Origin of the sequence: Streptomyces sp. NPDC057445 (assembly GCF_042802855.1) — a bacterium.
Lineage (GTDB): Bacteria > Actinomycetota > Actinomycetes > Streptomycetales > Streptomycetaceae > Streptomyces.
Genome location: NZ_JBHVDH010000010.1, coordinates 215,897 through 237,846, shown reverse-complemented (window position 1 = coordinate 237,846; position 21,950 = coordinate 215,897). Strand labels below are relative to the sequence as shown.

Genomic DNA, 21,950 nt, shown 5'->3' with positions numbered 1-21,950 from the left:
TGCACGTACACTCTGACGGCCAATCAGGACGGCAACGGTCTGCCCCGGATCATTCAGCCGATCACGATCCACGGCAACGGTGCGACCATCGCCCGGGCCGCGAACGCGGACCAGTTCCGTCTCTTCGAGGTCGGTGTCGGCGGCGACCTGAAGCTCAGTGACCTCACCCTCACCCGCGGTAAGACGGCCAACAGCGGCAACGGCGGTGCCGTCAATGTGAACCCGGCGGGACGGCTCGACCTCGACCATGTCACCGTCGTGAACAACACCGTCGACGACATCGAGTCCAACACCGGCAACGAGGGCGGTGGCATTGCCAATGAAGGTGTCACCGACATCCGCGACAGCGAGCTCAGCCGGAACTCCTCCGATGACGGCGCTGCTGTCTTCAACTCCGACGGCAAGCTCGAGATCACGGACTCCAAGATCACCGGCAACGCGGCCGATCCCGCGAACGACGGCCTCGGCGCCATCTACAACGACGGCACCGCAAAGATCAGCAAGAGCGTGATCAGCGACAACCACTCCAATTTCGGAGGCGGCATCGAGAACGACGGCCTTCTGGAGCTCTACAAGAGCGCCGTTGTCAACAACACCGCGGGGTCGGGTGCCGGTGGAATCGCCAGCTTCGACTCGCTCTACGTCCGCGGCAGCATCATCAAGGGCAACACTGCTTCGGGGGTCGGGGGAGGCCTCTACCTCGAGGATCCCGCGGTGATCGAGGACAGCAAGATCATCGAGAACACCGCCACTGACGGCAATGGCGGAGGCGTCTTCATCGATGTGGGTGAGGGCGACGAGGTCGCGATCCGCGACTCGAAGGTCAGTGACAACCAGGCACCCGGCAACGGCAACAACGGTGGCGGCATCGTCGTCCAAGGGGGCAGCACCCTCACCCTCACCGACGTCAAGGTGACGGAGAACCTCTCCGACGAGCCGGCCGGTGGCATCCAGAACAACGGCACGGTCAACACCCACGGCAAGATCCGCATCATCGACAACGTCCCCACCAACTGCGACGGCGGCGGAGGTAACCCCGTCCCCAACTGCTTCGGCTGACCCTCCCTCAGGGACCAGCACCCACAGGCCGCGCATGGGCTACTCCACACCGCCCGCCCCCGGCATCCAGCCGGGGGCGGGCGCATGCATAGGCACGCCGGAGAGAAGGCGCGGCCTGACCCGACGGTCACATCGTGCGGGCCTGGACCTCAGCCAGGGTCAGCAGATCGGCGAGTGGCGAAACCTCTGTGGACATCCGACACTCCCATGCCATATTTATTGTCTTATTTGTGGCTTTTCCTGTGATTCTATGTGGCTCACTTTCGCTCCTTCCAGGCAAGGGGCGTGACGGCTTGTCACACAGAAGGAGAGCACCCGGATGTCTGGATCACGAGGCACGGGCACCCCGCACCGTCCGAAGACCGCGGCGCTGAGTCGTCACTGGAAGATGGCCGTCCTTGCCGCGGCAGGCTTCGCCACGATGGTCAGCACCACGACGGTCGTGGCCGTCACGGACGCCGGGGCGGCCGAGACGCATCCCGCCACCGCCGTCACGAACAGCGGCAAGTCCAAGGTGGCCCCACCCGCCGCTCCTGCCCGGGACGGCGTGGATGCCGACGCTGAGAGCCAGGACGGCGACTACTGGGCAGAACACGCCGGCAACCCCGGCCCGAACGACGGGGGTAAGGGGGACGACCGCTCCGGCTCCAAAGGTGAGGCAGACAAGGAGGGCAAGGGGGATAGCGGGGACAAGAGGGGCAAGGGAGGCAAGGAGAATCGCTCCGCGTCCAAGGAGGGCAAGGACGGCAAGGAGAAGGGCTCTGCGTCCAAGGGGGACGAGGGGAAGGAGAAGGGCTCCGCGTCCAAGGGTGACGAGGGCAACGAGAAGTACTCCGGTGACCGCGGCGACCACGATGAGAAGCACGACTACAAGAGGCACCACCGGGACCACGACAAGACGTTCGTTGAGTGCGACCCGAACGAACTGATCGTGGCGATCATCGACGCCAACCAGGACAGCGGCGGTGACCTCTACCTGGCGGAGGACTGCACCTACACCCTGACGGTCAATCAGGACGGCAACGGTCTGCCCCGGATCATTCAGCCGATCACGATCCACGGGAACGGCGCGACGATCGCCCGGGCGGCCAACGCCGACCAGTTCCGTCTCTTCGAAGTGGGTGCCGGCGGCGACCTGAAGCTCAGTGACCTCACCCTCACCCGCGGTAAGACGGCCGAGGGCCAGGAGGGCGGTGCCGTCAACGTGAACTCGGCGGGGCGGCTCGACCTCGACCATGTCACCGTCACCAACAACACGGTCGACGACATCGAGGACGACGATGCCGGCGGTATCTACAACGCAGGCGTCACCACCATCCGCAGCAGCACCTTCAGTCGGAACGCGGGCGAGGACGGCTCCGCCCTCTTCAATGATGGTGGCAAGGTCGAGATCAGTGGCTCCAAGTTCACCCGCAACGTCACCGATGCCAGCGACGGTCTCGGCACCATCAGGAACTTCGCAGGATCCCTGAAGATCAGCAAGAGCCTGATCAGCCACAACACCACCGACGAAGGCGGCGGTGTCTACGTCGACGAAGGCGTGGCGGAGATCGAGCGGAGCGCCATCGTCCACAACGTCGCGGCGTCGACCGGTGGCGGTGTCTTCCTCGAAGGACAGGGCTCGCTCCATGTGCGCCACAGCACCATCAGCGACAACGTCGGCACTTCCGGGGGAGGCGGCCTCGACCTCGAGGGTTCGGCGGTGATCGAGGACAGCAAGGTCGACGACAACACCACCACCCAGAACGAAGCTCCTGGTGGCGGCATCTTCGTCGCTCTGCAACAAGAGGACGCGGAGGTCGCGATCCGCGACTCGACGGTCAGCGGCAACCAGGCGCCCGGCAACGACAGCGTCGGTGGCGGCATCTTCGTGTCCGAAGGCAGCACCCTCACCCTCACCGACGTCAAGGTGACGGAGAACCTCTCCGACGAGCCGGCCGGTGGCATCCAGAACAACGGCACGGTCAACACCAACGGCAAGATCCGCATCATCGACAACGTCCCCACCAACTGCGACGGAAGCGCCCAGCCCGTCCCCAACTGCTTCGGCTGACACTCCCCCCGCCACCATCCACCCGCCCCCGGCACCCTGCCGGGGGCGGGTCGCGTTGTGCCCCGCGAGAGCGCGGAGCTGAGTGGGAGTCAGCAGATGGGTGAATGGCGGACCCCTATGGGTGCCCGACACTCCCATATCTCATTTATTGTCCTATTTACGGCTTTTCCTGTGATTCCATATGACACACTTTCGCTCCTTCCAGGCAAGGGGCGTGACGGCTTGTCATAGAGAAAGAGAGCAACCTCGGATGTCTGGATCACAGGACACGGGCACACACACCCCACACCGTCCGAAGACCGCGGCGCTGAGTCGTCACTGGAAGATGGCCGTCCTCGCCGCGGCCGGCTTCGCCACGGTGGTCAGCACCACGACGATTGTGGCTGTCACGGACGCCGGGGCGGCCGAGACGCATCCCGCCACCACCGTCAAGCGCAGTGGCATGACCAACGCGAACCTGCCCGCCGCGGCCCCTGTCCGCGACGGGTTCGACCCTGACAGCCAGGACGGCGATTCCTGGTCCGACCACTCCGGGTCCAAGGACAACGGGGACAAGGGGGACGACTACTCCGGGTCCAAGGACAACGGGGACAAGGGGGACGACTACTCCGGGTCCAAGGACAACGGGGACAAGGGCGACGACCACGGCTCCAAGGACAAGGGTGACAAGGGCGACGACCACGGCTCCAAGGACAAGGGCGACAAGGGGAAGGACGGCAAGGAGAAGGGCTCAGCCTCCAAGGGGAACGAGGGGAAGGAGAAGGACTCGGCCTCCAAGGGGGATGAGGGCAAGGAGTCCAAGGACAAGGACTACGGCGACCACGACAAGAAGCACGACGACAAGAAGCACGACTACAAGAAGCACGACTACAAGAGGCATCACGGGGGCTACGACAAGACGTTCGTGGAGTGCGACCCGAACGAACTGATCGTGGCGATCATCGACGCCAACCAGGACAACGGTGGTGACCTCTACCTGGCGAAGGACTGCACCTACACCCTGACGGTCAATCAGGACGGCAACGGTCTGCCCCGGATCATCCAGCCGATCACCATCCACGGGAACGGCGCGACCATCGCCCGCGCGGCCAACGCCGACCAGTTCCGTCTCTTCGAGGTCGGTGTCGGTGGCGACCTGAAGCTCAGTGACCTCACCCTCACCCGCGGCAAGACGGCCGCGGACCAGGAGGGTGGCGCCATCAACGTGAACTCGGCGGGGCGGCTCGACCTCGAACGTGTCACGGTCACCAACAACACGGTCGACGACTTCGAGGACGACAGCGCCGGCGGCATCTTCAACGCAGGCGTCACCACCATCCGCAGCAGCACCCTCAGCCGGAATGCCGGGGAGGACGGCGCCGCGATCTTCAGCTCCGGCAAGCTCGAGATCATCGGCTCCAAGATCACCCGCAATACCGCCGACGACGACGCGGCCATCCGCATCTCCGACGGCTCCGCAAAGATCAGCAAGAGCCTGATCAGCAACAACCACGGCGACGACGGCGGCGGCATCCACAACGACGGCGTGCTGGAGCTGGACAAGAGCGCCGTCATCGACAACTTCGCGAGCGGCAACGGCGGTGGCATCCTCAGCGACAACGGCTCGCTCTACCTGCGCGGCAGCACCGTCAAGGGCAACACCGCGGCCAACGGAGGTGGCCTCCGGCTCGACGTGCCCGCGGTGATCGAGGACAGCAAGATCACCGAGAACACCGCCACCGACGGAAGCGGCGGCGGCGTCCACATCAACGTGGGTACGGACAACGAGGTCGCGATCCGCGACTCGAAGATCAGCGAAAACCAGGCTCCCGCCAACAACCAGAACGGCGGCGGCATCTTCGTCGAAACGGGCAGCACCCTCACCCTCACCGACGTCAAGGTGACGGAGAACCTCTCCGACGAGCGTGCCGGCGGCATCCAGAACAACGGCACGGTCAAGACCAACGGCAAGATCCGCATCATCGACAACGTCCCGACCAACTGCGACGGTAGCACCAACGCCGTCCCCAACTGCTTCGGCTGACCCCTCCCGCAGAGACCAGCTCTCACAGGCCGCGCATGGCCACTCCACACCGCCCGCCCCCGGCATCAAGCCGGGGGCGGGCGGCCCCATGTCTGCATGCCTGGCGGAGGCCCGCCGCCCCCGCTCAGACGTTCAGAGCCGCCACGTCGATCTGCCGCAGCCGCTCCGGGTCGGCGAGGATGTCGAGTTGGACCACCTTGCCGTTCGAGAAGGTGAAGGCCATGATCGCGACCGCCTTGCCCTCCGGAAGGGTGATGCTGCCGACCGTGCCGTTGATGAGGACGGACCGGGCGTACGGCGAGAAGTGCCGGAACATGAGTGCCTGACCGGCCACCGTCTCCGCGCCTCTGACCACCTTCGACGCACCGGCGGCCAGGACGCCTCCGTCCACCCTGAGGACGACGTCCGGGTCGAGGAGCGAGACCAGGGCCTCGAAGTCGCCCCCGCGCGAGGCCGCGATGAAGGCGTCGACGATCTCCCGCTGCCGGGCGAGATCGGTGTCCTGCGCCGGCTCAGCCCCCTGCACCCGCCGCCGGGCCCGGCTCGCGAGCTGCCGTGTCGCCGTCGGCGTACGCCCCACGATGGGCGCGATCTCGTCGAAGGGCACGGCGAACATGTCGTGCAGGACGAAGGCCAGCCGCTCGGCGGGCGGCAGCGTGTCCAGCACCACCAGCATCGCCAGCCCGACGGAGTCCGCGACGAGCGCCTCCTGCTCGGGGTCGGTGCCCCTGATGCTGCTGACGATCGGGTCGGGTACGTACACGTCGAGCGGGTCCTCCCGCCGTGACGTGCGCGAACGCAGCATGTCCAGGCAGATCCGGCCCACGACGGTCGTCAGCCAGCCCGCCAGGTTCTCGATGTCACTCGTGTCCGAGCGGCTGAGCCTCAGCCACGCTTCCTGGACGGCGTCGTCCGCCTCGCTGAGCGAGCCGAGCATGCGGTACGCCACCGAGCGCAGATGGGGGCGCCGGGCCTCGAAACGCTCGGCCAGAAGTTCGGTCTCGTCCATTCGGTCACATGCTCCTGCCTTGGTCCGTCAACGCAATGACGGACCGAGGCCGTCAGATGTGACATGAGGGGTGCGGGGTGCGGTCACTCCGCCCAGGTGAGGAAGGCCGTCCAGGCGGTGGGGGCGACGGCGAACGTGGGGCCGTCGGTGACCTTGGAGTCGCGGATGTAGACGGTGTGGGGGCATGCGGCGACCTCGACGCAGTCGCCGCCGCTGGGGCTGCTGTACGAGGACTTGCGCCAGTCGAACGCCACCTCGATGCAGCTGCCGCCGCCGCTGTCGCTGTAACTGGACTTGAACCAGCGCAGGCTGTTGCTCATCTCTGTTCTCCCGCCAACTGCTCGACGAGGCCCAGCGATTCACGGGGATGCAGGGCCTGTGCCCGGATCCTCGCATACCGCTGGGCATACGTACTCACCTTTCCGGGGTCCTTGATCAACAGGCTCTCGTCCTGGGGCTCCAGATAGACAAGACGGTCGTGATCCGGGGTCTCGATCAGGTTCATTCCGCCATACGCCCCCGCGTACTCGCCGCTGAGCCCCGCGTCCAGCGGCAGCACCTGCAACGTCACGTTACGCCGCCGCGCACACTCCGCGAGATGCCTCATCTGGCCACGCATGACGTCCTCGCTGCCGATCGTCCGCCGTAACACCGACTCCTCCAGCACCACCTCGATCAGCGCCACCGGCTCCCGCTCGAACAGCGCCCTCCGCGCCAGTCGCGCCTCGACCAGCTCCTCCACCCGGTGCTCCGGCAGCGGCGGATAGCCTCCGCCGATCAGCGCCCGCGCGTACTCCTCCGTCTGGAACAGCCCGTGCACGACGAGCGTCGCGTACAGATGCAGTCCGACCGCCTTCTGCTCCAGCAGTGCGTAGTTCTTGAACTGCGCCGGGTACTTGTCCAGCCGTACGTACTCCCGCGCCTGCTCGAAGATCCCCATTCCGTCCCCGAGCACCCGCTCCAGCTTCACGAGCATCTCGTCGCTCGCCGGCTGTGCGCACGTCTCCATCGCGCTCACCGCCGCCGCCGTGTAGCCGAGCTCCTTGCCGAGCTGCTCCTGCGTCCACCCCTTCCGTGCGCGCATCTTCCGCGCGATATCGGCTACTAGCCGCGTCGTCGGACCCGCCGTTTCCTTGTTCTCCGCACGCGCCATGGCGATCACCATTCGACTCAACCGGTCACAACCGGTCTCAACTCGTCCCCGCCGAATTCGACCCGACTCAAGGCGCGTTGATGCAGGTCAACCGGCATTCGACGCCCCGGCCCAGTCAGGGGAAACGCTAACCGGGGGCCGCCAGACTCGAGTGGTGAATACGCAAAGTCGCCAAGTGGGCATCGATTGGGTTCCGGCTTCCGGATTCCAGCTCAGAAAAGCCGGGATCCATTTCGACGCCGTCCGCGTGGACGGCGACGACGGCCGCCGTCTCGCCGATCTCCTCGGCCGCCTGACGGGTGGCGACCCGGGCCCGGTCGTCACCGAGGCGAACGGCCGCCAGGGTGTCTACTTCCTGCTCCCGGCGGGCAGTACGGCCCATCGCTGCTGGCCGCGCGGGGTGACCCGGTTCAATTCGGCGACCGGTCAGGTCAGTTACGTACCCGTGCCCGCGCTCAGCGGCCGGACCTGGCCGCTGGCCTGGCGCTTTCCCCCGGCCGACGGACATCGCTTCGTACACCCGCTGCTGCTGCGGTCAGCCGCGGCAGAGCTGCTGAGTCCTCGGGAGTGAAGGAGAGAAGCGACGCCGTCGGGCAGGGCACGCGTACGGGCTGCCGCGCGGCGGCTCCGCTGGTGGGAAAATGACCGGCATGGGCCAGGCCCTCGTGACGCTCTTCCTGAGCGGTGACGTGATGCCGGGCCGGGGCGTCGACCAGATCCTGCCGCACCCCGGTGACCCTGCGCTGCGGGAAGGCTACATCCGGGACGCCCGCGACTACGTGGCGCTCGCAGAGGCGGTCAACGGGGAGATTCCCCAGCCGGTCGATTTCGCGTGGCCCTGGGGAGCCGCTCTGGACGTGCTCGACGCGATCGGGCCCGATGTGCGCGTCATCGATCTGGAGAGCAGCGTCACGACCAGCGACGACTTCGCGCCGGGCAAGGCGGTGACGTACCGCATGCACCCCGGCAACGTGCCGTTCCTCGCCGCTGCCCGGCCCGATGTCTGCGCACTGGCGAACAACCATGTGCTCGACTTCGGGCGCCGGGGGCTGGAACAGACCCTGGACGTGCTGCGCGCGGCCGGGCTGGAGCCCGCGGGCGCGGGACGGGACGCCGCGGAGGCACGGCGGCCGGTTCCGGTCGCCACGAAGAGCGGCGGGCGCGTGCTCGTGCTCTCGTGCGGGATGGCGTCCGCCGGAGTCCCGTCCCGCTGGGCGGCGACGCAGACCCGGCCCGGTGTCGACTTCGTTCCCGACCTGTCGGACCGCAGCGCCGACGCCCTCGCACGGCGGCTGAGGGCGGTGCGGCGGGAGGGCGACCTGGCGGTCGTCTCGATCCACTGGGGCTCGAACTGGGGCTATGCCGTCTCACAGAGCCAGTCGGCGTTCGCGCGCAGGCTCATCGACGGCGGCGTGGACGTCGTCCACGGCCACTCCTCGCACCATCCCCGGCCCATCGAGGTCCACCGGGGCAAGCTGATTCTCTACGGGTGCGGAGATCTCGTCGACGACTACGAGGGGATCTCGGGCTACGAGCGCTACCGCGACGATCTGCGGCTCATGTACTTCCCGTCGCTGGACGCGGAGACGGGCGAGCTCACGGATCTGGGGATCGTACCGATGCAGGCCCGGCAGATGCGGCTGGAGCACGCGTCGTCCGCGGACTCGGCCTGGCTGTGCGAAGTGCTGAGCAGGGCGGGTCGGGCGTACGGCACGCAGGTGGAGCCGGACCTGAACGGTGACGGACGTCTTACGCTGCGCTGGTCGAGGCACTGACGGCGAACGGTGTCCGGTCCCGGACCTGGCCGGGCGGGCGTGGCGCCCCGTGACGGGGTCCGGTCCCGTGCGGGGCTGGGTGCCGACCGCGACGGGCGGTCCCGGGCCGGGCGTTGACGGCGAACCGAATCGGCGCCGGTGCCGGGCGGGTTGCGCCCGTGACGGGGTCCGGTCCCGCGTGGGGCTGGTTGCCGACCGCGACGGGCCTCGGTCCTGGGCCGGGCGTTGACGGCGAACCGAACCGAATCGGTGCTGGTGCCGGGCGTTGGCGGCGACCGCGACGCATTCCGGTCCCGCGTGGGGCTGCGGTGCGGACTACGCCTGGCCTCGCCCTCGGCGGCGGTGGCGCGGCGACCGCGACGAGTTCAGGATCGGGCGGTTGACGGCGACGCGGGTCCGGTCCCGCGTGGGGCCGGGTGTCGACCGACGACAGGCCCGGGCCAGGCCGGGTGTGGCGCCGACGGCGACGCCGGTCCGGTCCCGTGCCGGGCGAGGCGCTGGGCGCGCACCCGCACGATCCGCGCCGACGCCGCTGCCCCGCCGCGGTTCACGTCACCGTGGTCACTACCACGGCCGTCGTGATCGCCACCATCGCCGCCTGCATGTTGCGGATCGCGTCGCGGACGCTGTCGCCCGCCCACTGGCCGTCGGCGATCTTCGCCATCCGAGGCTCGACCTGCTTCTTGGGCACTTCGGGGAAGGCCAGTCGGTGCAGGCCGGCGCCGTGCAGCAGCGCGACAAGACCGGAGGTGCGGTCGTCGGGCCGGTCCCCTTCCAGCACCACCGCCGTCAGCCGCGCCCGCAGCTCCCGCTCGACCGATCCGTCCGCCTCCGGGTAGCGGCGTACGGGGAAGATGCCGAGCGCCTTGCGCCGCTCCTCGACGACGAGGCCCCGGGCACACAGACTGCCGACGGCCGCGGCGACGGCCTTCGACTGGTCCTTGGTCAGCCAGTCGTTCACCTTGCGCTTGCGACCGCCCTTCGACCAGGCGGCCAGCTGCTCCAGCCTGCCGTCGAGCAGCTCGATTCCGGTGGGCGCCGCGTCGGTCACCTCCAGGCGTCCGTCCGCGACCGAGATGCGTCGCGACATCACCAGCTCCAGCAGAATCCCGCCCGCTACCGCCCAGCCTGCCGCCTGCCGTTCCTTCGCCGCGCCGGAACCGTCGTCCAGCGACAGCAGCGTGATCTCCTCGGCCAGAGTGACGGTCATACAGTGGGCTCCCCTCGGTCTCGGCGGCAACTAGGCCAGTATCCGGCCTACTTGCCACCTAATGTCGGTCTCGTCGCGTTCACCTGCACAAGGAGACTGCCATGACGGTCCAGCCGGTTCCCGAGGGCTACACCACGGTCACCCCGTGGATCATCGGCCACGACACATCGGGGCTCATCGACTACCTCCAACGCGCCTTCGACGCCGAGGACCTGGGCCGTTTCGTCTCCGACGACGGCTCGATCGGCCATGCCGAGCTCCGCATCGGAAACGCCCGGGTGATGGCCTTCGACAGCCCGAAGGACTGGCCGACGACGCCGGCCTTCCTGCGGCTGTACGTGGACGACGCGAAGGAGACCTACCGGCGGGCCGTCGAGGCGGGCGGCACCCCGGTGACCGAGGTGACCCACCTCTTCTTCGGCGACGAGATCGGTCGCGTTCGCGACCCGTACGGCAACATCTGGTGGATCCAGACGCACATCGAGGACGTGGACGAGGCCGAGACGGAACGCAGGCTCGGCGACCCGGAGTTCTCGGCGGCGATGGCCTACGCCACCGGGTCGCTGGCCCGGTCCGGCGCACGGCCGCAGGGGGCGTGACGCCCCACGGACGGGTACGCGTGCGCCCGCCCCCGGCTGAGACGCCGGGGGCGGGCGGTGCGGGACGGGCCATGCGCGGCCTGTGGAGGATGCCCCGGGGGGCGGGGAGTGTCAGCCGAAGCAGTTGGGGACGGGGTTGCCCCCGCCGCCGTCGCAGTTGGTCGGGACGTTGTCGATGATGCGGACCTTGCCGTTGGTGTTGACCGTGCCGTTGTTCTGGATGCCGCCGGCCGGCTCGTCGGAGAGGTTCTCCGTCACCTCGGTGTCGGTGAGGGTGAGGGTTCTGTCCGTGTCGACGAAGATGCCGCCGCCGTTCTGGCCGTTGGCGGGCGCCTGGTTGCCGCTGACCTTCGAGTCGCGGATCGCGACCTCTCCGTTGCCCTCGTCCTCGATGTCGATGCCACCGGCATCCGCGTTGGTGCTGGTGTTGTCGGTGATCTTGCTGTCCTCGATCAGGGCGTCCTCGTCGAGCTGAAGGCCTCCGCCGTCCTCGGTGGCGAAGTTGTCGCTGATGGTGCTCTTGCGGACCTGGAGCCCGGCGCCCACTTCCTGGTCGATGCCGCCGCCGGTGCCGTCATCGGTGTTGTGCGTGATCTCGGACTTCTCGATCACCATCAGGCCGCCTTCGTCGACCTCCAGGCCACTGCCGAAGTTGTTGCTGACCACGCTCTTGTGAATGGTGGCGGTCCCGAGCTCGCTGTTGATGGCTCCGTCCGCGACGGCCGTGTTCTTGGTGAACTCGGAGTCGGCGACCTCGAGCCTGCCGCCCGCGTTGAAGATGGCGGAGCCGTCCGCGGCGGAGTTCCCCTTGAAGGTGCTGTTGCGGACGCTGGTGTCGCCCTCGTTGAAGACGGCGCCGCCGACGCGGCCGCCGATGTCCTCGACGGTGTTGTTCTTGAGGGTGACGTGGTCGAGTTCGAGCCGTCCCGCAGCGTTCACGCTGATGGCTCCGCCGTCCTGCGCGACGGCTGCCTTGCCGCGGGTGAGGGTGAGGTTGCGGAGCTTCAGGTCGCCGCCGGATCCGACCTCGAAGAGACGGAACAGTTCGGCGTTCGCGGCGCGGGCGATGGTCGAGCCGTTCCCGTCGATCGAGATCGGCTGGACGATCTTCGGCAGGCCGTTGCCGTCCTGGTTGGCGGTCAGGGTGTAGGTGCAGTCGTTCGCCAGACGGAGGTGGGTGGCCCCCTCCTCGTCGTTCGCCTCGGTGATCGCCAGGATCAGATCGTTCACGTCGCACTCCACGAACACGGCCTTGCCGTGGCCGCCCTCGTGCTTGCGGCCGTGCTTCTTGTCGTGGCCGTTGCGGTCGCCGGAGTACTTCTCCTTGTCGTGGTCCCCGGAGTCCTTCTCCTTGTCGTGGTCCCCGGAGTCCTTCTCCTTGCCCTCGTCGCCCTTGGAGCCGGAGTCCTTCTCCTTGCCCTCGTCGCCCTTCGAGCCGTAGTCCTTCTCCTCGCTCCCCTTGTCTCCCTTGTCTCCCTTGTCCTTGGAGCCGGAGTAGTCGTCTCCCTTGTCTCCCTTGTCCTTGGAGCCGGAGTAGTCGTCTCCCTTGTCTCCCTTGTCCTTGGACCCGGAGTAGTCGTCTCCCTTGTCCCCGTTGTCCTTGGACCCTGAGTAGTCGTCTCCCTTGCCACCGCCCTCACTGTCGGGGTCGAAGCCGTCGCGGGGGGCCGCGGCGGGTTGCTGCGCCTCGGCAGCCCCTGCATCCGCGACACCCACGAGGGTCGTGGTGCCGACCATGGTGACGAAGCCGGCCGCGGCCAGAACGGCGACCTTCCAGTGACGGCTCAGCGCCGCGGTCTTCGGACGGTTCGGGGTGCCCGTGCCCATGCCCTGTGATCGAGACATCCGACTTTGCTCTCCTTCTGTGTGACAGGCCGTCACGCCCCTTGTCCAGAAGGGGCGAAAGTGTGACACATAGAATCACAGGAAATCTCGTAAATAGGACAATATGCCCGTGTTGGGAGTGTCGCCTGGACGTCCGCGCCGGATCGATCCCCGGCGGTCCTCATTCGGACCCGACCCGGCGGCGGTCGTTGAGCTGCGAGAACCGCTGCTCGCGGCTCGCGGGGGAGGACGACGGCCCTTCCCGTCGTCGGTGCACGGGAGGGCTGATCCTCCGTCAGGCCCGCGTGTCAGGCTCCCCGCTCCGCCTCCGGCGCGTCCTGCGGCTCCCGCTCCGTGTCCCGCAGCTCCAGTGCGTCCATCGCCGCGCTCAGTCGCTCCAGTACCCGGACCGTCTCCGCGAAGCCCTCCTCTCCGAGCTGGGCGGAGAGCCGGGCGGCCAGGTCCGCGTGGCCCGGGTCGATCCTGTCGACGGCCGTCCGGCCCTCGCCGGTGGGGCGCAGCAGCTTGGCGCGGCGATGGGCCGGGTTGGGGGCGTACTCGGCCAGCCCCTTGGCGACGAGAAGGTCGGCGATCCGCTGCACGCTCTGGCGCGTGATGCCCATGGCGCGGGCGATTCCGGCGACGGGCAGGGGCTCGGACAGCACCGCGCCGAGCACCTGCCACCAGGCCGCGGTCAGCCCGGCCGGACGGGCCAGTTCCTCGGCGGCGGAGAGGAACTGGCCGTTCAGCCGGAAGACGCCCAGCGCGGTGGAGCTGAGCATGTCCTGCTGCTCGTGGCTCCTCTGCTCGTGGCTCCTCTGCTCGCGGCTCATGCGTTGAGCTCCTCGAACGCTTCCGGGTCGGAGTCGTGGAACAGTCGGTACCAGGCGTCCAGCTTGCCGCCCTCGAGCGCGCCCAGCCTGCCGAGCACCTCGCGCGCGAAGGCGACCGGCTCGGTGGGGCCGGCGGTGATCAGGTCCCCGTCGGTGACGGCGTCGGTCTCGACGTAGTGCTCGCCGCCCTGGTAACCCGTGGCCGCGAGATAGAACGACACGGCGCTCGTGTGCCTCCGCTCGTCGAGCAGTCCCTCGCGGGCCAGTCCGGCCGTTGCCCCGCAGATCGCGGCCACGGGGACTCCGGCGTCGAGGAACTCCCGGGCCTTGCGTGCGAACGGCGCGAGCTCGTCGCCGCTGTCCCACAGATCGGCGCCGGCGAGGATGAGCAGTGCGCTGTCCTCGGGCGCCAGATCGGCGAGCGCCAGATCGGGCCGGACGCGCAGACCGCCGATCGTGGTCACCGGCTCGTCGGCGACCGGGCCGACCGTGCGCACGGTGAAGCCGCTGCGGGCGAGCCAGGCGGTGGAGTGGCCCGTCTCCCAGTCGGCGAAGGTGTCGTACACGGCGAGGTGGACGACGGTCCTGGTGGTGCTGTCGGTCCTGGTGTTCCCGGCGGACGCGGTGCTCCTGGCGGTCATGACGGCCTCCCTGGTCTACGGGGTTTCGCGGCGGCTCGCGGCATCCCGCGGCATCCCGCGGCCCCGCTCCCGGCTTATGACAGAAGGCTGTCATTACGACAGCTTGCTGTCAATAGGGATGGAGGTGCCTTCCCACCCGGCTCCGCGGCCCCGACACCATGCCGATGAAAGTGGCCGAGGCCATACAAGGTGGCCATGTCGGCCCCTGTCCGCGGGTCCATACGCTGAGGCGCATGACCCCTCATGCCGATCCGCAGGCAGGCGCGGCCGTCAAGGCCGCCGACCGTGCCCACGTGTTCCACTCCTGGTCCGCACAGGGCCTGATCGACCCGCTCGCCGTCGCCGGCGCCGAGGGTTCGTACTTCTGGGACTACGACGGAAACCGCTACCTCGACTTCACCAGCGGCCTCGTCTACACCAACATCGGGTACCAGCACCCGAAGGTCGTCGCCGCGATCCAGGAGCAGGCCGGGCGCCTCGCCACCTTCGCGCCCGCCTTCGCCATCGACGTACGCTCCGAGGCCGCACGCCTCATCGCCGAGCGCACTCCCGGCGATCTGGACAAGATCTTCTTCACCAACGGCGGCGCCGAGGCCGTGGAGAACGCCGTGCGCATGGCCCGGCTGCACACGGGCCGCACAAAGGTGCTCTCCGCCTACCGCTCGTACCACGGCGCCACCTCCACCGCGATCAACCTGACCGGTGACCCGCGCCGCTGGCCCTCCGACTCCGCCTCCGCCGGAGTCGTGCACTTCTGGGCGCCGTTCCTCTACCGCTCCCCCTTCTACGCCACCACCGAGGCGGAGGAGAGCGCGCGGGCCCTCCAGCACCTCGAGGACACCATCGCGTTCGAGGGCCCGGCCACCATCGCCGCGATCATCCTCGAGACGATCCCCGGCACCGCCGGCATCATGACCCCGCCGCCCGGCTATCTCGCGGGTGTCCGCGAGATCTGCGACCGGTACGGCATCGTCTTCGTCCTCGACGAGGTCATGGCGGGCTTCGGCCGCACCGGCAAGTGGTTCGCCGCCGAGCACTACGACGTCGTACCCGACCTGATGACCTTCGCCAAGGGCGTGAACTCCGGCTATGTGCCGCTCGGCGGCGTCGCCATCTCCGCGGAGATCGCGGCGACGTTCGACAAGCGCCCCTACCCGGGCGGGCTGACCTACTCCGGTCATCCGCTGGCCTGCGCCGCCGCGGTCGCCACCATCCAGGTGATGGAGGAGGAGAAGGTCGTCGAGGCGGCCGCCCACATGGGCGAGACGGTTCTCGGCCCCGGCCTGCGCGAGCTCGCCGAGCGTCATCCGTCCGTCGGCGAGGTGCGCGGTCTCGGCGCCTTCTGGGCCCTCGACCTCGTACGGAACAAGGAGACCCGCGAGCCGCTCGTGCCGTACAACGCGGCGGGCGAGGCGAACGCGCCGATGGTGGCCTTCGGCGCGGCCTGCAAGAAGAACGGCCTGTGGCCCTTCATCAACATGAACCGCACCCACGCCGTCCCCGCCTGCAACGTCAGCGAGGCCGAGGCCAAGGAGGGCCTCGCCGCCCTCGACGCGGCGCTCACCGTCGCGGACGAGCACGTCGCGTAGGACCGTTCGCGTACGAGCACGTCGCGTACGACGTGACGGGCACGTCGCGCGAGACGTGTCGCAACGCACCAGATGGTGCCCCCTCCGGCTGGCTTAAGGTGTCGTGAACCGGACGGAGGGGGCCGACGACATGCCCGCGAGCGCAGCTGTGACGCGCAATACACTGCGGCAGCAGATCGCGGATGCGCTCCGTGACGAGGTCCTGGCAGGGCGTCTCCGGCCCGGCCAGGAACTCACGGTCAAGGACATCGGCGCCACCTACGGGGTCTCCGCGACGCCCGTCAGGGAAGCGCTGGTCGACCTGACGGCGCAGGGGCTTCTCGACTCCGTCCAGCACCGCGGCTTCCAGGTGCACCGCTTCTCGGTCGGGGACTTCCGGGGCATGGTCGAGGCCCGCTGCCTGATCGTGGACGGCATCTTCCGCACGGACGACGCGCCCCGCGTCCACCCGGCGCACGGCCCGGCCCTCGTCTCCGTACGCCGCAGGGCCGAAGAGGCCTCGCGCGCGGCGCGCGGCGGGGACCTGGACATCCTCATCGGCTACGACCTGCGCTTCTGGCGGGAGTTGGGCACGCTGGTCGCGAACTCCTACATCGCGGAGTTCCTGCACCGGCTGCGCGTGCAGTCCTGGGTGTTCGCCGTTCCCCATCTGCGCAGCGAGACCGAGCTGAAGACGTGGCTGTGGAACGGGCACGAGGAGCTGGTGGACGCGATCACACTCGGCGACGGCCCGGCCGCGCGCTCGGTGATCATCGCGCACAACGACCACGCCCTGGCCTGGGCGGACCGGCTGGAGCGGCGGACGCGGTGACCACCACGGATCTGAGCGTCGTCGTCCCGGCGTACAACGAGGAGACGCGGCTGCGGCCCACGCTGGACGCGATCGTGGCGCATCTGCGGGCCGATCCCGGCCGCTGGGGCGACTGGGAGATCGTGGTCGTCGACGACGGCTCTACCGACGGTACGACACGGGTGGCCGGGGAAGCCGCCGCCGAAGAGCCCCGTATCCACGTCATCGGCGGCGGCGGGCCCAACCGGGGCAAGGGGCACGCGCTGCGGACCGGTGTCCTCGCGTCGTACGGGCGGCGCGTCCTCGTCACCGACGCCGACCTCGCCACCCCCATCGACGAACTGGACCGGCTCGACAAGCAGCTCACCTCGGAGGGCGGCGCCGCGGCCATCGGCTCGCGTGCCCACCCCGAGTCCCGTATCGAGGTGCACCAGCGTGCGCTGCGGGAATGGCTCGGGCGGATGGGCAACCGGCTGATAAGGGCCGTCGCCGTCCCCGGCATCCACGACACCCAGTGCGGCTTCAAGCTCTTCGACGGCGAGAAGGCACGGACGGCCTTCGCCGACTCGCGGCTGGACGGGTGGGGGATCGACGTCGAGGTGCTGAGCTTCTTCCAGCGGGCCGGCTGGCCCGTCACGGAGGTCCCGGTGCGCTGGGCGCACCGCGCGGGCTCCAAAGTGCGGCCGCTCGACTACGCGAAGGTGCTGCTCGAGCTCGGCCGACTGAAGTGGCGGACCGTCCGGCGGGTCGATCTCGCCGTCGTCGGGCTGTTCCTGCTCGCCTCCGTGCTGCTCTACAAGAACCTCTGGTACGACCTCGACCGCGGCTATCTCGCCGACTCGATGCAGGACCAGAACCAGTGGGAGTGGTTCTTCGCGGTGACGGCGGACAACGTCGCCGGACTGCGCAACCCGCTCTTCACCACGCTGCAGGGCCATCCCGACGGTGTGAACCTCATGGCGAACACGGTGATGCTGGGGCTGTCCGTCCCGCTCACCCCCGTCACCCTGCTCCTCGGGCCGACCGTCACCTGGGCCCTCGTCCTGACGCTGGGCCTGACGGCGACGGCCTGTTCCTGGTACTGGCTGATCGCGCGAAGACTCGTACGCGGGCCGGGAGTACGCAGCCGCTGGGCCGCAGCGCTCGGGGCGGCCGTGTGCGCCTTCGCGCCGCCGATGATCTCCCACGGCAACGCGCACCCCAACTTCCTCGTCCTGTTCATGATCCCGGTGATCGTCGACCGGGCGCTGCGGCTGTGCGACGGCGGCCGGGTGATCAGGGACGGGGTGCTGCTCGGGCTCTTCGCCGCGTACCAGATCTTCCTCGGCGAGGAGCCGCTGCTGCTGGCGTCGATGGGCATGCTGCTCTTCGCGCTGTCGTACGCGCTCGTGCGGCGGGACGTGGCACGTGCGGCCTGGCGGCCGCTGCTGCGGGGCATCGGCATCGCCGCGGCGGTGGCCCTGCCGCTGGTGGCGTTCCCGCTGTGGTGGCAGTTCTTCGGCCCGCAGAGCTACAAGAGCGTGCTGCACGGCGACAACGCGGGCAACAGCCCGCTCGCCTTCCTGGAGTTCTCGGGGCGCTCGCTGCTGGGGCAGGAGTCCCGCGCCGATCCGCTCGCCATGAACCGCACCGAGCAGAACGCCTTCTACGGGTGGCCCCTGATCGCGTTCGCGGTGGCGGTGGCGGTACGGCTGTGGCGGCTCGCCGTCGTCAAGGCGCTGACCTTCACGGCGATCGCCGCGGGCCTGCTGTCCCTCGGCCCGCGTTTCCGCATCCCGTTCACGGACACGGTGCTGCCCGGCCCGTGGAAGTGGCTCGCCGACAAGCCGCTGTTCGAGTCGGTGATCGAGTCCCGGGTCGCGATGATCTGCGCGCCGGTGCTCGGGCTGCTGGTGGCGCTCGCGCTGGACCGCCTGCTGACGACACCGGTGCGCACGGACCGCGCGGTCGGGATCGCCGCGCTCGCCGTCGCGCTCGTACCCGTCGTCCCGACCCCGTACCCGGTCCGCGAGCGCCCCGAGATACCCGCCTTCATCGCGGACGGCACCTACCGCGACCACCTCGGTCCCGGTGAATCCGTGGTCCCGGTGCCGATCCCCGACCCCGGCGACGCGGAAGCCCTGCACTGGCAGTCGGCGACCGGTCTCGGCTTCCGTGTCCCCGGCGGGTACTTCAACGGGCCATGGGGCCCGGACCGCATCGGCATCTACGGGGCGTCGCCGCGCCACACCTCGAACCTTCTGCGCGACATCCGCTACGGGGGCCGTATCCCGCCCATCGGCCCCAACTGGCAGGCCCAGGCCCGCGCGGACCTCGACTTCTGGCGGGCGGGCGTGGTCGTGCTGGCCCCGCAGGACAATCAGGCCGCGCTGTACTCGACGGTCTCGAAACTGCTCGGCCGGCCCGGGAAGTGGACGGACGGGGTGTGGGTATGGGACGTGCACCCAGGTCCCTCTCCGGACCGCTGACTGTCCGGGGCGGCCCGGTAGCACTACGCTGTCCCGACCATCGCACAAATCCGTACAACCCGATGGAGAGCGAGCTCGTCTTGGCCTGTGACCTCTGGCTGGTCCCCCTCGTCGATGTGCTGTGCCACAGCCCGGACAACCCCTTCGCCGAAGAGATCGCGACGTACGACAAGGCCCTCACCGATGCGGGTCTGCCCACCATCCCCGTCTTCGCCTACATGCCGGGCCTCTCGGGCGATGTCGCGCCCATCGCCGGCTTCGACTACGACGCCCTGCACTTCCTGCGCCGGGCGTATCTGCTCCAGCTCTGCGGCCTGGCGGTGACGCCGGTCGACGAACTGGGCGGCGACTACGAACAGCTCCTGGAGATGTTCGAGTCGACGGCCCAGCAGTCCCACCTGGTCTGGCACTACGACCATGCCGGCGCGTACGTCCCGGTCGACTTCCAGGCCCCCCTCTCCAACGAGGAACTCCTCGCCGGTGGCGGGCCCCTGGGCTCCGCGCAGGGCCTCCTGCGCGAACTCGAGATCGTGGCGCCCGCGATCGGCATCGACCCCGCCAACCCCCCGGACGCCCCGGCCCCTCCGGCCCGCCCCACCTCCCTGGAGGAACCGGCCGGCCCGATCCCCTACGACGAAAGCCCGTTCGCCCGCGAACGCCACGTCTGGCTGGGCCTGCACGCGGCGGCCACGCGCAGCCTGGGCCAGGGCTCAATGATCATCTTCAGCTGATCCACCCCCGCGCGAACAGGCGGCCCGCTCCGCTTGCGACGGGCCGCCGCTCGCGCGTGCGCGGGCCTCGGCCTGTGCCTCTTCGCGGCTGTGGATATCCGGCGGTCCGCTGTCGTGCGTGTGTGCGATCATTCGGGCGACTTGCCTGTCATGTGACCGCTCCGGGGGGAACGGGATGTCTTACCGATCAGGTACGGCCGCGAGACCCGCGTCGTGCACCACACTGCTGCCGGCACTGTCGGTACTGCTGTCAGTCCTGCTGTCGATGCTTCCGACAGGGCCTGCGTGGGCGTCCGCACGCAGCGCCGCGCCGGTCCCTGCGGTGGCAGACTGCCAGGCCTTTCCCGCCGGTGACTTCACGGACTCGAGTCCCACCGCCCGGTTCAGCACGGGTGACGGGGTCTCCTCGCACTGCCTGAGCATCGCCGCCGACGACCACGGCCCCACGGAATCCCTGCAGCTCCGAACCGACTCCGGCACGTCCCCGGTCCAAGTCGCGGTCCTCGACGCATCCGGGAACCAGACCTGTGGGATCCGGGCGTCCCAGGTCGGCTGGACCACCTGTCACCTCACCCGGGGCGTCGCGTACACCGTGCAGATCACCGGCAACGACGCCCCCGGCACGTACACCCTGTCCCGACGCGACGTCACCGCGACCGCCGAGGGATGCGCTGCGAATCCCGCGACTGTGGTCGGCGGCGCTTCCACGGGCGGCACTCTCGGCCTACCGGGTGTGCTGGTCTGTCGTCAGGTGACCACTGCCGACGCCGAGGACGTCCTGCACCTCGACGTCCGTGACGCGCTCGGCACCGCGAACGTCATGGCCTACGACGAGAAGGGCGAGTCCGTCTGCCAGTTCCGCAACAGGGCCTGTGCGGTCACCGGTTCCACTCGATATCAGGTGCTCGTCGGCGTACCGACGAACCTGAAGGCCGCCGCCTCCTACCGCTTCGACGCGCTGCGCATCGCCACAGCCGCGGGTCCGGCGGCCGAGTGCACGAAGGTGCCCAACGTCAGCTACGGCTACGGGCCTGTCACGGGGACTCTGGACGAGAAGCACACTGCCGTCTGCGCGGCGCTGCCCACCTCGTCCTACGACTCCTTCGACGTACCGGTCACCGACACGGCGGGGGCCACAGAAACCGCGGTGCCCGCCCTCTATGACGCCAACCTCGACAACAACTGCTTTGCGTCGAGTTTCGTGTACGTGTGCGGAGTGAGAGAGCCGTTCAGTGAGGAGGTCAGCCCGAGCATTCTGGTCCTCGGTCTGCCCGAGAAGGCGTCGCAGACCTCGTATCGGGCGGAACTCGTGTGCAAGGCCGCGAGCTGCGGCGTGGAGAAGGTCACCGTCGGCACTGTGGCTCCGGTCACCGGGGTGAGCGGCACCAAGGTCACCGTCACGGTGACGGGCACCGCGCTGCACAAGGACCACAAGGTCGACGTCCACCAGCTCGGCACGAAAGTGGAGGCCACCACCACCTCCGTGTCGCCAGACCGCAAGACGCTGACCGCCGTCCTGGACCTGGCCGGGGTTGCTCCCGGTACTTGGAGCATCGGTGTCGTCGCCGGCTCGTGGCAGTACTCACGTGGGATGTTCACCGTTACGGCGCCCCCTGCTCCGGCGCCGGTGAAGAGCACCGCAGCCCCGAAGATCACCGGTACCGCGCAGGTCGGCGCCAAGCTCACCGCGGCCCAGGGAACTTGGGCACCTGCCCCGACCTCGTACGCCTACCAGTGGAAGGCGAACGGTACGGCGATCACGGGGGCCACGGCCTCCACCTACACGGTGCCCGCCTCGCTCCTGGGCAAGAAGCTCACGGTCACGGTCACGGCCCGCCGCAGCGGGCATGCCGACGGCACGGCGACCTCCGCCGGGGTCACGGTCGCCAGGGGAGCAGCCCCGAAGGCGAGCAAGCTGCCGGTGATCACGGGCACGGTCAAGGTGGGCCGCACGCTCACCGCGTCGCGCGGTACGTGGGCGCCGGCACCGACCTCGTACACGTATCAGTGGTACGCGAACGGTACGGCGATCACGGGCGCGACCAGGTCCACGCTGGTTCTCAGGTCCGCCCAGCGCGGAAAGAAGATCACCGTCAAGGTGACGGCCGCACGAACCGGCCACAGCAGCGGGTCGGCGGTCAGCAGGCCGACCGGCACCGTGGCCCGCTGACGGACCCGTTCCTGTCACGGCGA

18 protein-coding genes are annotated in these 21,950 nt (G+C 69.0%); 11 read left to right on the top strand and 7 right to left on the bottom strand.

The genetic code is table 11. The features are described 5' to 3' along the window. The 3 genes from ACFU5O_RS22660 to ACFU5O_RS22650 form a co-directional block, all read left to right on the top strand. A partial coding sequence (locus ACFU5O_RS22660; protein WP_384243232.1) for a hypothetical protein occupies nt 1-1,059 on the top strand: 1,059 nt, incomplete at its 5' end. A 319-nt stretch (nt 1,060-1,378) separates the two neighbouring features. Then, entirely contained in the window at nt 1,379-3,112 is a 1,734-nt protein-coding gene (locus tag ACFU5O_RS22655; RefSeq protein WP_384243230.1) for a hypothetical protein, read from the top strand. A gap of 250 nt (nt 3,113-3,362) precedes the next feature. Next, nucleotides 3,363-5,135 carry a right-handed parallel beta-helix repeat-containing protein gene (locus ACFU5O_RS22650; RefSeq protein WP_384243228.1) on the top strand — a complete coding sequence of 591 codons (1,773 nt, stop codon included), beginning with the start codon at nt 3,363-3,365 and terminating at the stop codon, nt 5,133-5,135. 124 nt (nt 5,136-5,259) lie between these two features. Here the strand turns inward: ACFU5O_RS22650 and sigJ are convergent, their stop codons facing one another. The 3 genes from sigJ to ACFU5O_RS22635 form a co-directional block, all read right to left on the bottom strand. Next, entirely contained in the window at nt 5,260-6,144 is an 885-nt protein-coding gene (sigJ, locus tag ACFU5O_RS22645; RefSeq protein WP_384243226.1) for an RNA polymerase sigma factor SigJ, read from the bottom strand. Between the two features lie 83 nt (nt 6,145-6,227). Then, the gene (locus ACFU5O_RS22640; RefSeq protein ID WP_384243224.1) at nt 6,228-6,464 is read right to left on the bottom strand and encodes a DUF397 domain-containing protein; all 237 of its coding nucleotides are present in this window, start codon (nt 6,462-6,464) and stop codon (nt 6,228-6,230) included. Further along, the gene (locus ACFU5O_RS22635; RefSeq protein ID WP_384243280.1) at nt 6,461-7,297 is read right to left on the bottom strand and encodes a Scr1 family TA system antitoxin-like transcriptional regulator; all 837 of its coding nucleotides are present in this window, start codon (nt 7,295-7,297) and stop codon (nt 6,461-6,463) included. The genes ACFU5O_RS22640 and ACFU5O_RS22635 overlap by 4 nt, the downstream gene beginning before the upstream one ends. A gap of 175 nt (nt 7,298-7,472) precedes the next feature. On the opposite strand from ACFU5O_RS22635, the gene ACFU5O_RS22630 reads away from it, so the two are divergent. Both ACFU5O_RS22630 and ACFU5O_RS22625 read left to right on the top strand, forming a co-directional pair. Next, a complete protein-coding gene (locus ACFU5O_RS22630; protein WP_384243221.1) occupies nt 7,473-7,868 on the top strand; it encodes a hypothetical protein in 396 nt (131 codons plus the stop codon). 79 nt (nt 7,869-7,947) lie between these two features. Next, nucleotides 7,948-9,072 carry a CapA family protein gene (locus ACFU5O_RS22625; protein WP_384243219.1) on the top strand — a complete coding sequence of 375 codons (1,125 nt, stop codon included), beginning with the start codon at nt 7,948-7,950 and terminating at the stop codon, nt 9,070-9,072. 547 nt (nt 9,073-9,619) lie between these two features. On the opposite strand, the gene ACFU5O_RS22620 is transcribed toward ACFU5O_RS22625, so the two are convergent. Beyond that, nucleotides 9,620-10,282: a GPP34 family phosphoprotein gene (locus tag ACFU5O_RS22620; protein WP_384243217.1), complete on the bottom strand. Its 663-nt coding sequence runs from the start codon at nt 10,280-10,282 to the stop codon at nt 9,620-9,622. Nucleotides 10,283-10,383: 101 nt separating this feature from the next. Here ACFU5O_RS22620 and ACFU5O_RS22615 point away from each other — a divergent pair, with 101 nt between their 5' ends. After that, nucleotides 10,384-10,881 carry a VOC family protein gene (locus ACFU5O_RS22615; RefSeq protein ID WP_384243216.1) on the top strand — a complete coding sequence of 166 codons (498 nt, stop codon included), beginning with the start codon at nt 10,384-10,386 and terminating at the stop codon, nt 10,879-10,881. 111 nt (nt 10,882-10,992) lie between these two features. Here ACFU5O_RS22615 and ACFU5O_RS22610 read toward each other — a convergent pair whose 3' ends face one another. The 3 genes from ACFU5O_RS22610 to ACFU5O_RS22600 all read right to left on the bottom strand — a co-directional run bounded on the left by ACFU5O_RS22610 (nt 10,993) and on the right by ACFU5O_RS22600 (nt 14,179). Then, nucleotides 10,993-12,726, bottom strand: coding sequence for a right-handed parallel beta-helix repeat-containing protein (locus tag ACFU5O_RS22610; RefSeq protein ID WP_384243214.1), 1,734 nt, complete (start codon nt 12,724-12,726; stop codon nt 10,993-10,995). Between the two features lie 287 nt (nt 12,727-13,013). After that, nucleotides 13,014-13,538 carry a MarR family winged helix-turn-helix transcriptional regulator gene (locus ACFU5O_RS22605; RefSeq protein WP_384243211.1) on the bottom strand — a complete coding sequence of 175 codons (525 nt, stop codon included), beginning with the start codon at nt 13,536-13,538 and terminating at the stop codon, nt 13,014-13,016. Next, nucleotides 13,535-14,179 (bottom strand): DJ-1/PfpI family protein, encoded by a 645-nt coding sequence (locus ACFU5O_RS22600; RefSeq protein WP_384243209.1) that lies wholly within the window; start codon nt 14,177-14,179, stop codon nt 13,535-13,537. The genes ACFU5O_RS22605 and ACFU5O_RS22600 overlap by 4 nt, the downstream gene beginning before the upstream one ends. 233 nt (nt 14,180-14,412) lie before the next feature. Between ACFU5O_RS22600 and ACFU5O_RS22595 the strand changes: the two genes are divergently transcribed. The 5 genes from ACFU5O_RS22595 (at nt 14,413) to ACFU5O_RS22575 (ending at nt 21,927) form a co-directional block, all read left to right on the top strand. Further along, on the top strand, nt 14,413-15,768 hold the full coding sequence (locus ACFU5O_RS22595; RefSeq protein WP_384243207.1) for an aspartate aminotransferase family protein: 1,356 nt from the start codon (nt 14,413-14,415) through the stop codon (nt 15,766-15,768). Between the two features lie 130 nt (nt 15,769-15,898). Further along, a complete protein-coding gene (locus tag ACFU5O_RS22590) occupies nt 15,899-16,579 on the top strand; it encodes a GntR family transcriptional regulator (protein WP_384243278.1) in 681 nt (226 codons plus the stop codon). After that, nucleotides 16,576-19,026, top strand: a complete 2,451-nt coding sequence (locus ACFU5O_RS22585) for a dolichyl-phosphate beta-glucosyltransferase (RefSeq protein ID WP_384243204.1) — start codon at nt 16,576-16,578, stop codon at nt 19,024-19,026. The genes ACFU5O_RS22590 and ACFU5O_RS22585 overlap by 4 nt, the downstream gene beginning before the upstream one ends. 80 nt (nt 19,027-19,106) lie before the next feature. Then, a complete protein-coding gene (locus tag ACFU5O_RS22580) occupies nt 19,107-19,757 on the top strand; it encodes a hypothetical protein (protein ID WP_384243275.1) in 651 nt (216 codons plus the stop codon). A 322-nt stretch (nt 19,758-20,079) separates the two neighbouring features. Then, nucleotides 20,080-21,927 carry a hypothetical protein gene (locus ACFU5O_RS22575; RefSeq protein ID WP_384243202.1) on the top strand — a complete coding sequence of 616 codons (1,848 nt, stop codon included), beginning with the start codon at nt 20,080-20,082 and terminating at the stop codon, nt 21,925-21,927. The last annotated feature ends 23 nt before the right edge of the window (nt 21,928-21,950 follow it).

Coding starts and splice junctions, on each gene's coding strand:
- sigJ (WP_384243226.1), bottom strand. CDS start 6,144: ATGGACGAGACCGAACTTCTGGCCGAGCGTTTCGAGGCCCGGCGCCCC.
- ACFU5O_RS22600 (WP_384243209.1), bottom strand. CDS start 14,179: ATGACCGCCAGGAGCACCGCGTCCGCCGGGAACACCAGGACCGACAGC.
- ACFU5O_RS22635 (WP_384243280.1), bottom strand. CDS start 7,297: ATGGCGCGTGCGGAGAACAAGGAAACGGCGGGTCCGACGACGCGGCTA.
- ACFU5O_RS22625 (WP_384243219.1), top strand. CDS start 7,948: ATGGGCCAGGCCCTCGTGACGCTCTTCCTGAGCGGTGACGTGATGCCG.
- ACFU5O_RS22595 (WP_384243207.1), top strand. CDS start 14,413: ATGACCCCTCATGCCGATCCGCAGGCAGGCGCGGCCGTCAAGGCCGCC.
- ACFU5O_RS22640 (WP_384243224.1), bottom strand. CDS start 6,464: ATGAGCAACAGCCTGCGCTGGTTCAAGTCCAGTTACAGCGACAGCGGC.
- ACFU5O_RS22615 (WP_384243216.1), top strand. CDS start 10,384: ATGACGGTCCAGCCGGTTCCCGAGGGCTACACCACGGTCACCCCGTGG.
- ACFU5O_RS22610 (WP_384243214.1), bottom strand. CDS start 12,726: ATGTCTCGATCACAGGGCATGGGCACGGGCACCCCGAACCGTCCGAAG.
- ACFU5O_RS22620 (WP_384243217.1), bottom strand. CDS start 10,282: ATGACCGTCACTCTGGCCGAGGAGATCACGCTGCTGTCGCTGGACGAC.
- ACFU5O_RS22650 (WP_384243228.1), top strand. CDS start 3,363: ATGTCTGGATCACAGGACACGGGCACACACACCCCACACCGTCCGAAG.
- ACFU5O_RS22655 (WP_384243230.1), top strand. CDS start 1,379: ATGTCTGGATCACGAGGCACGGGCACCCCGCACCGTCCGAAGACCGCG.
- ACFU5O_RS22605 (WP_384243211.1), bottom strand. CDS start 13,538: ATGAGCCGCGAGCAGAGGAGCCACGAGCAGAGGAGCCACGAGCAGCAG.
- ACFU5O_RS22590 (WP_384243278.1), top strand. CDS start 15,899: ATGCCCGCGAGCGCAGCTGTGACGCGCAATACACTGCGGCAGCAGATC.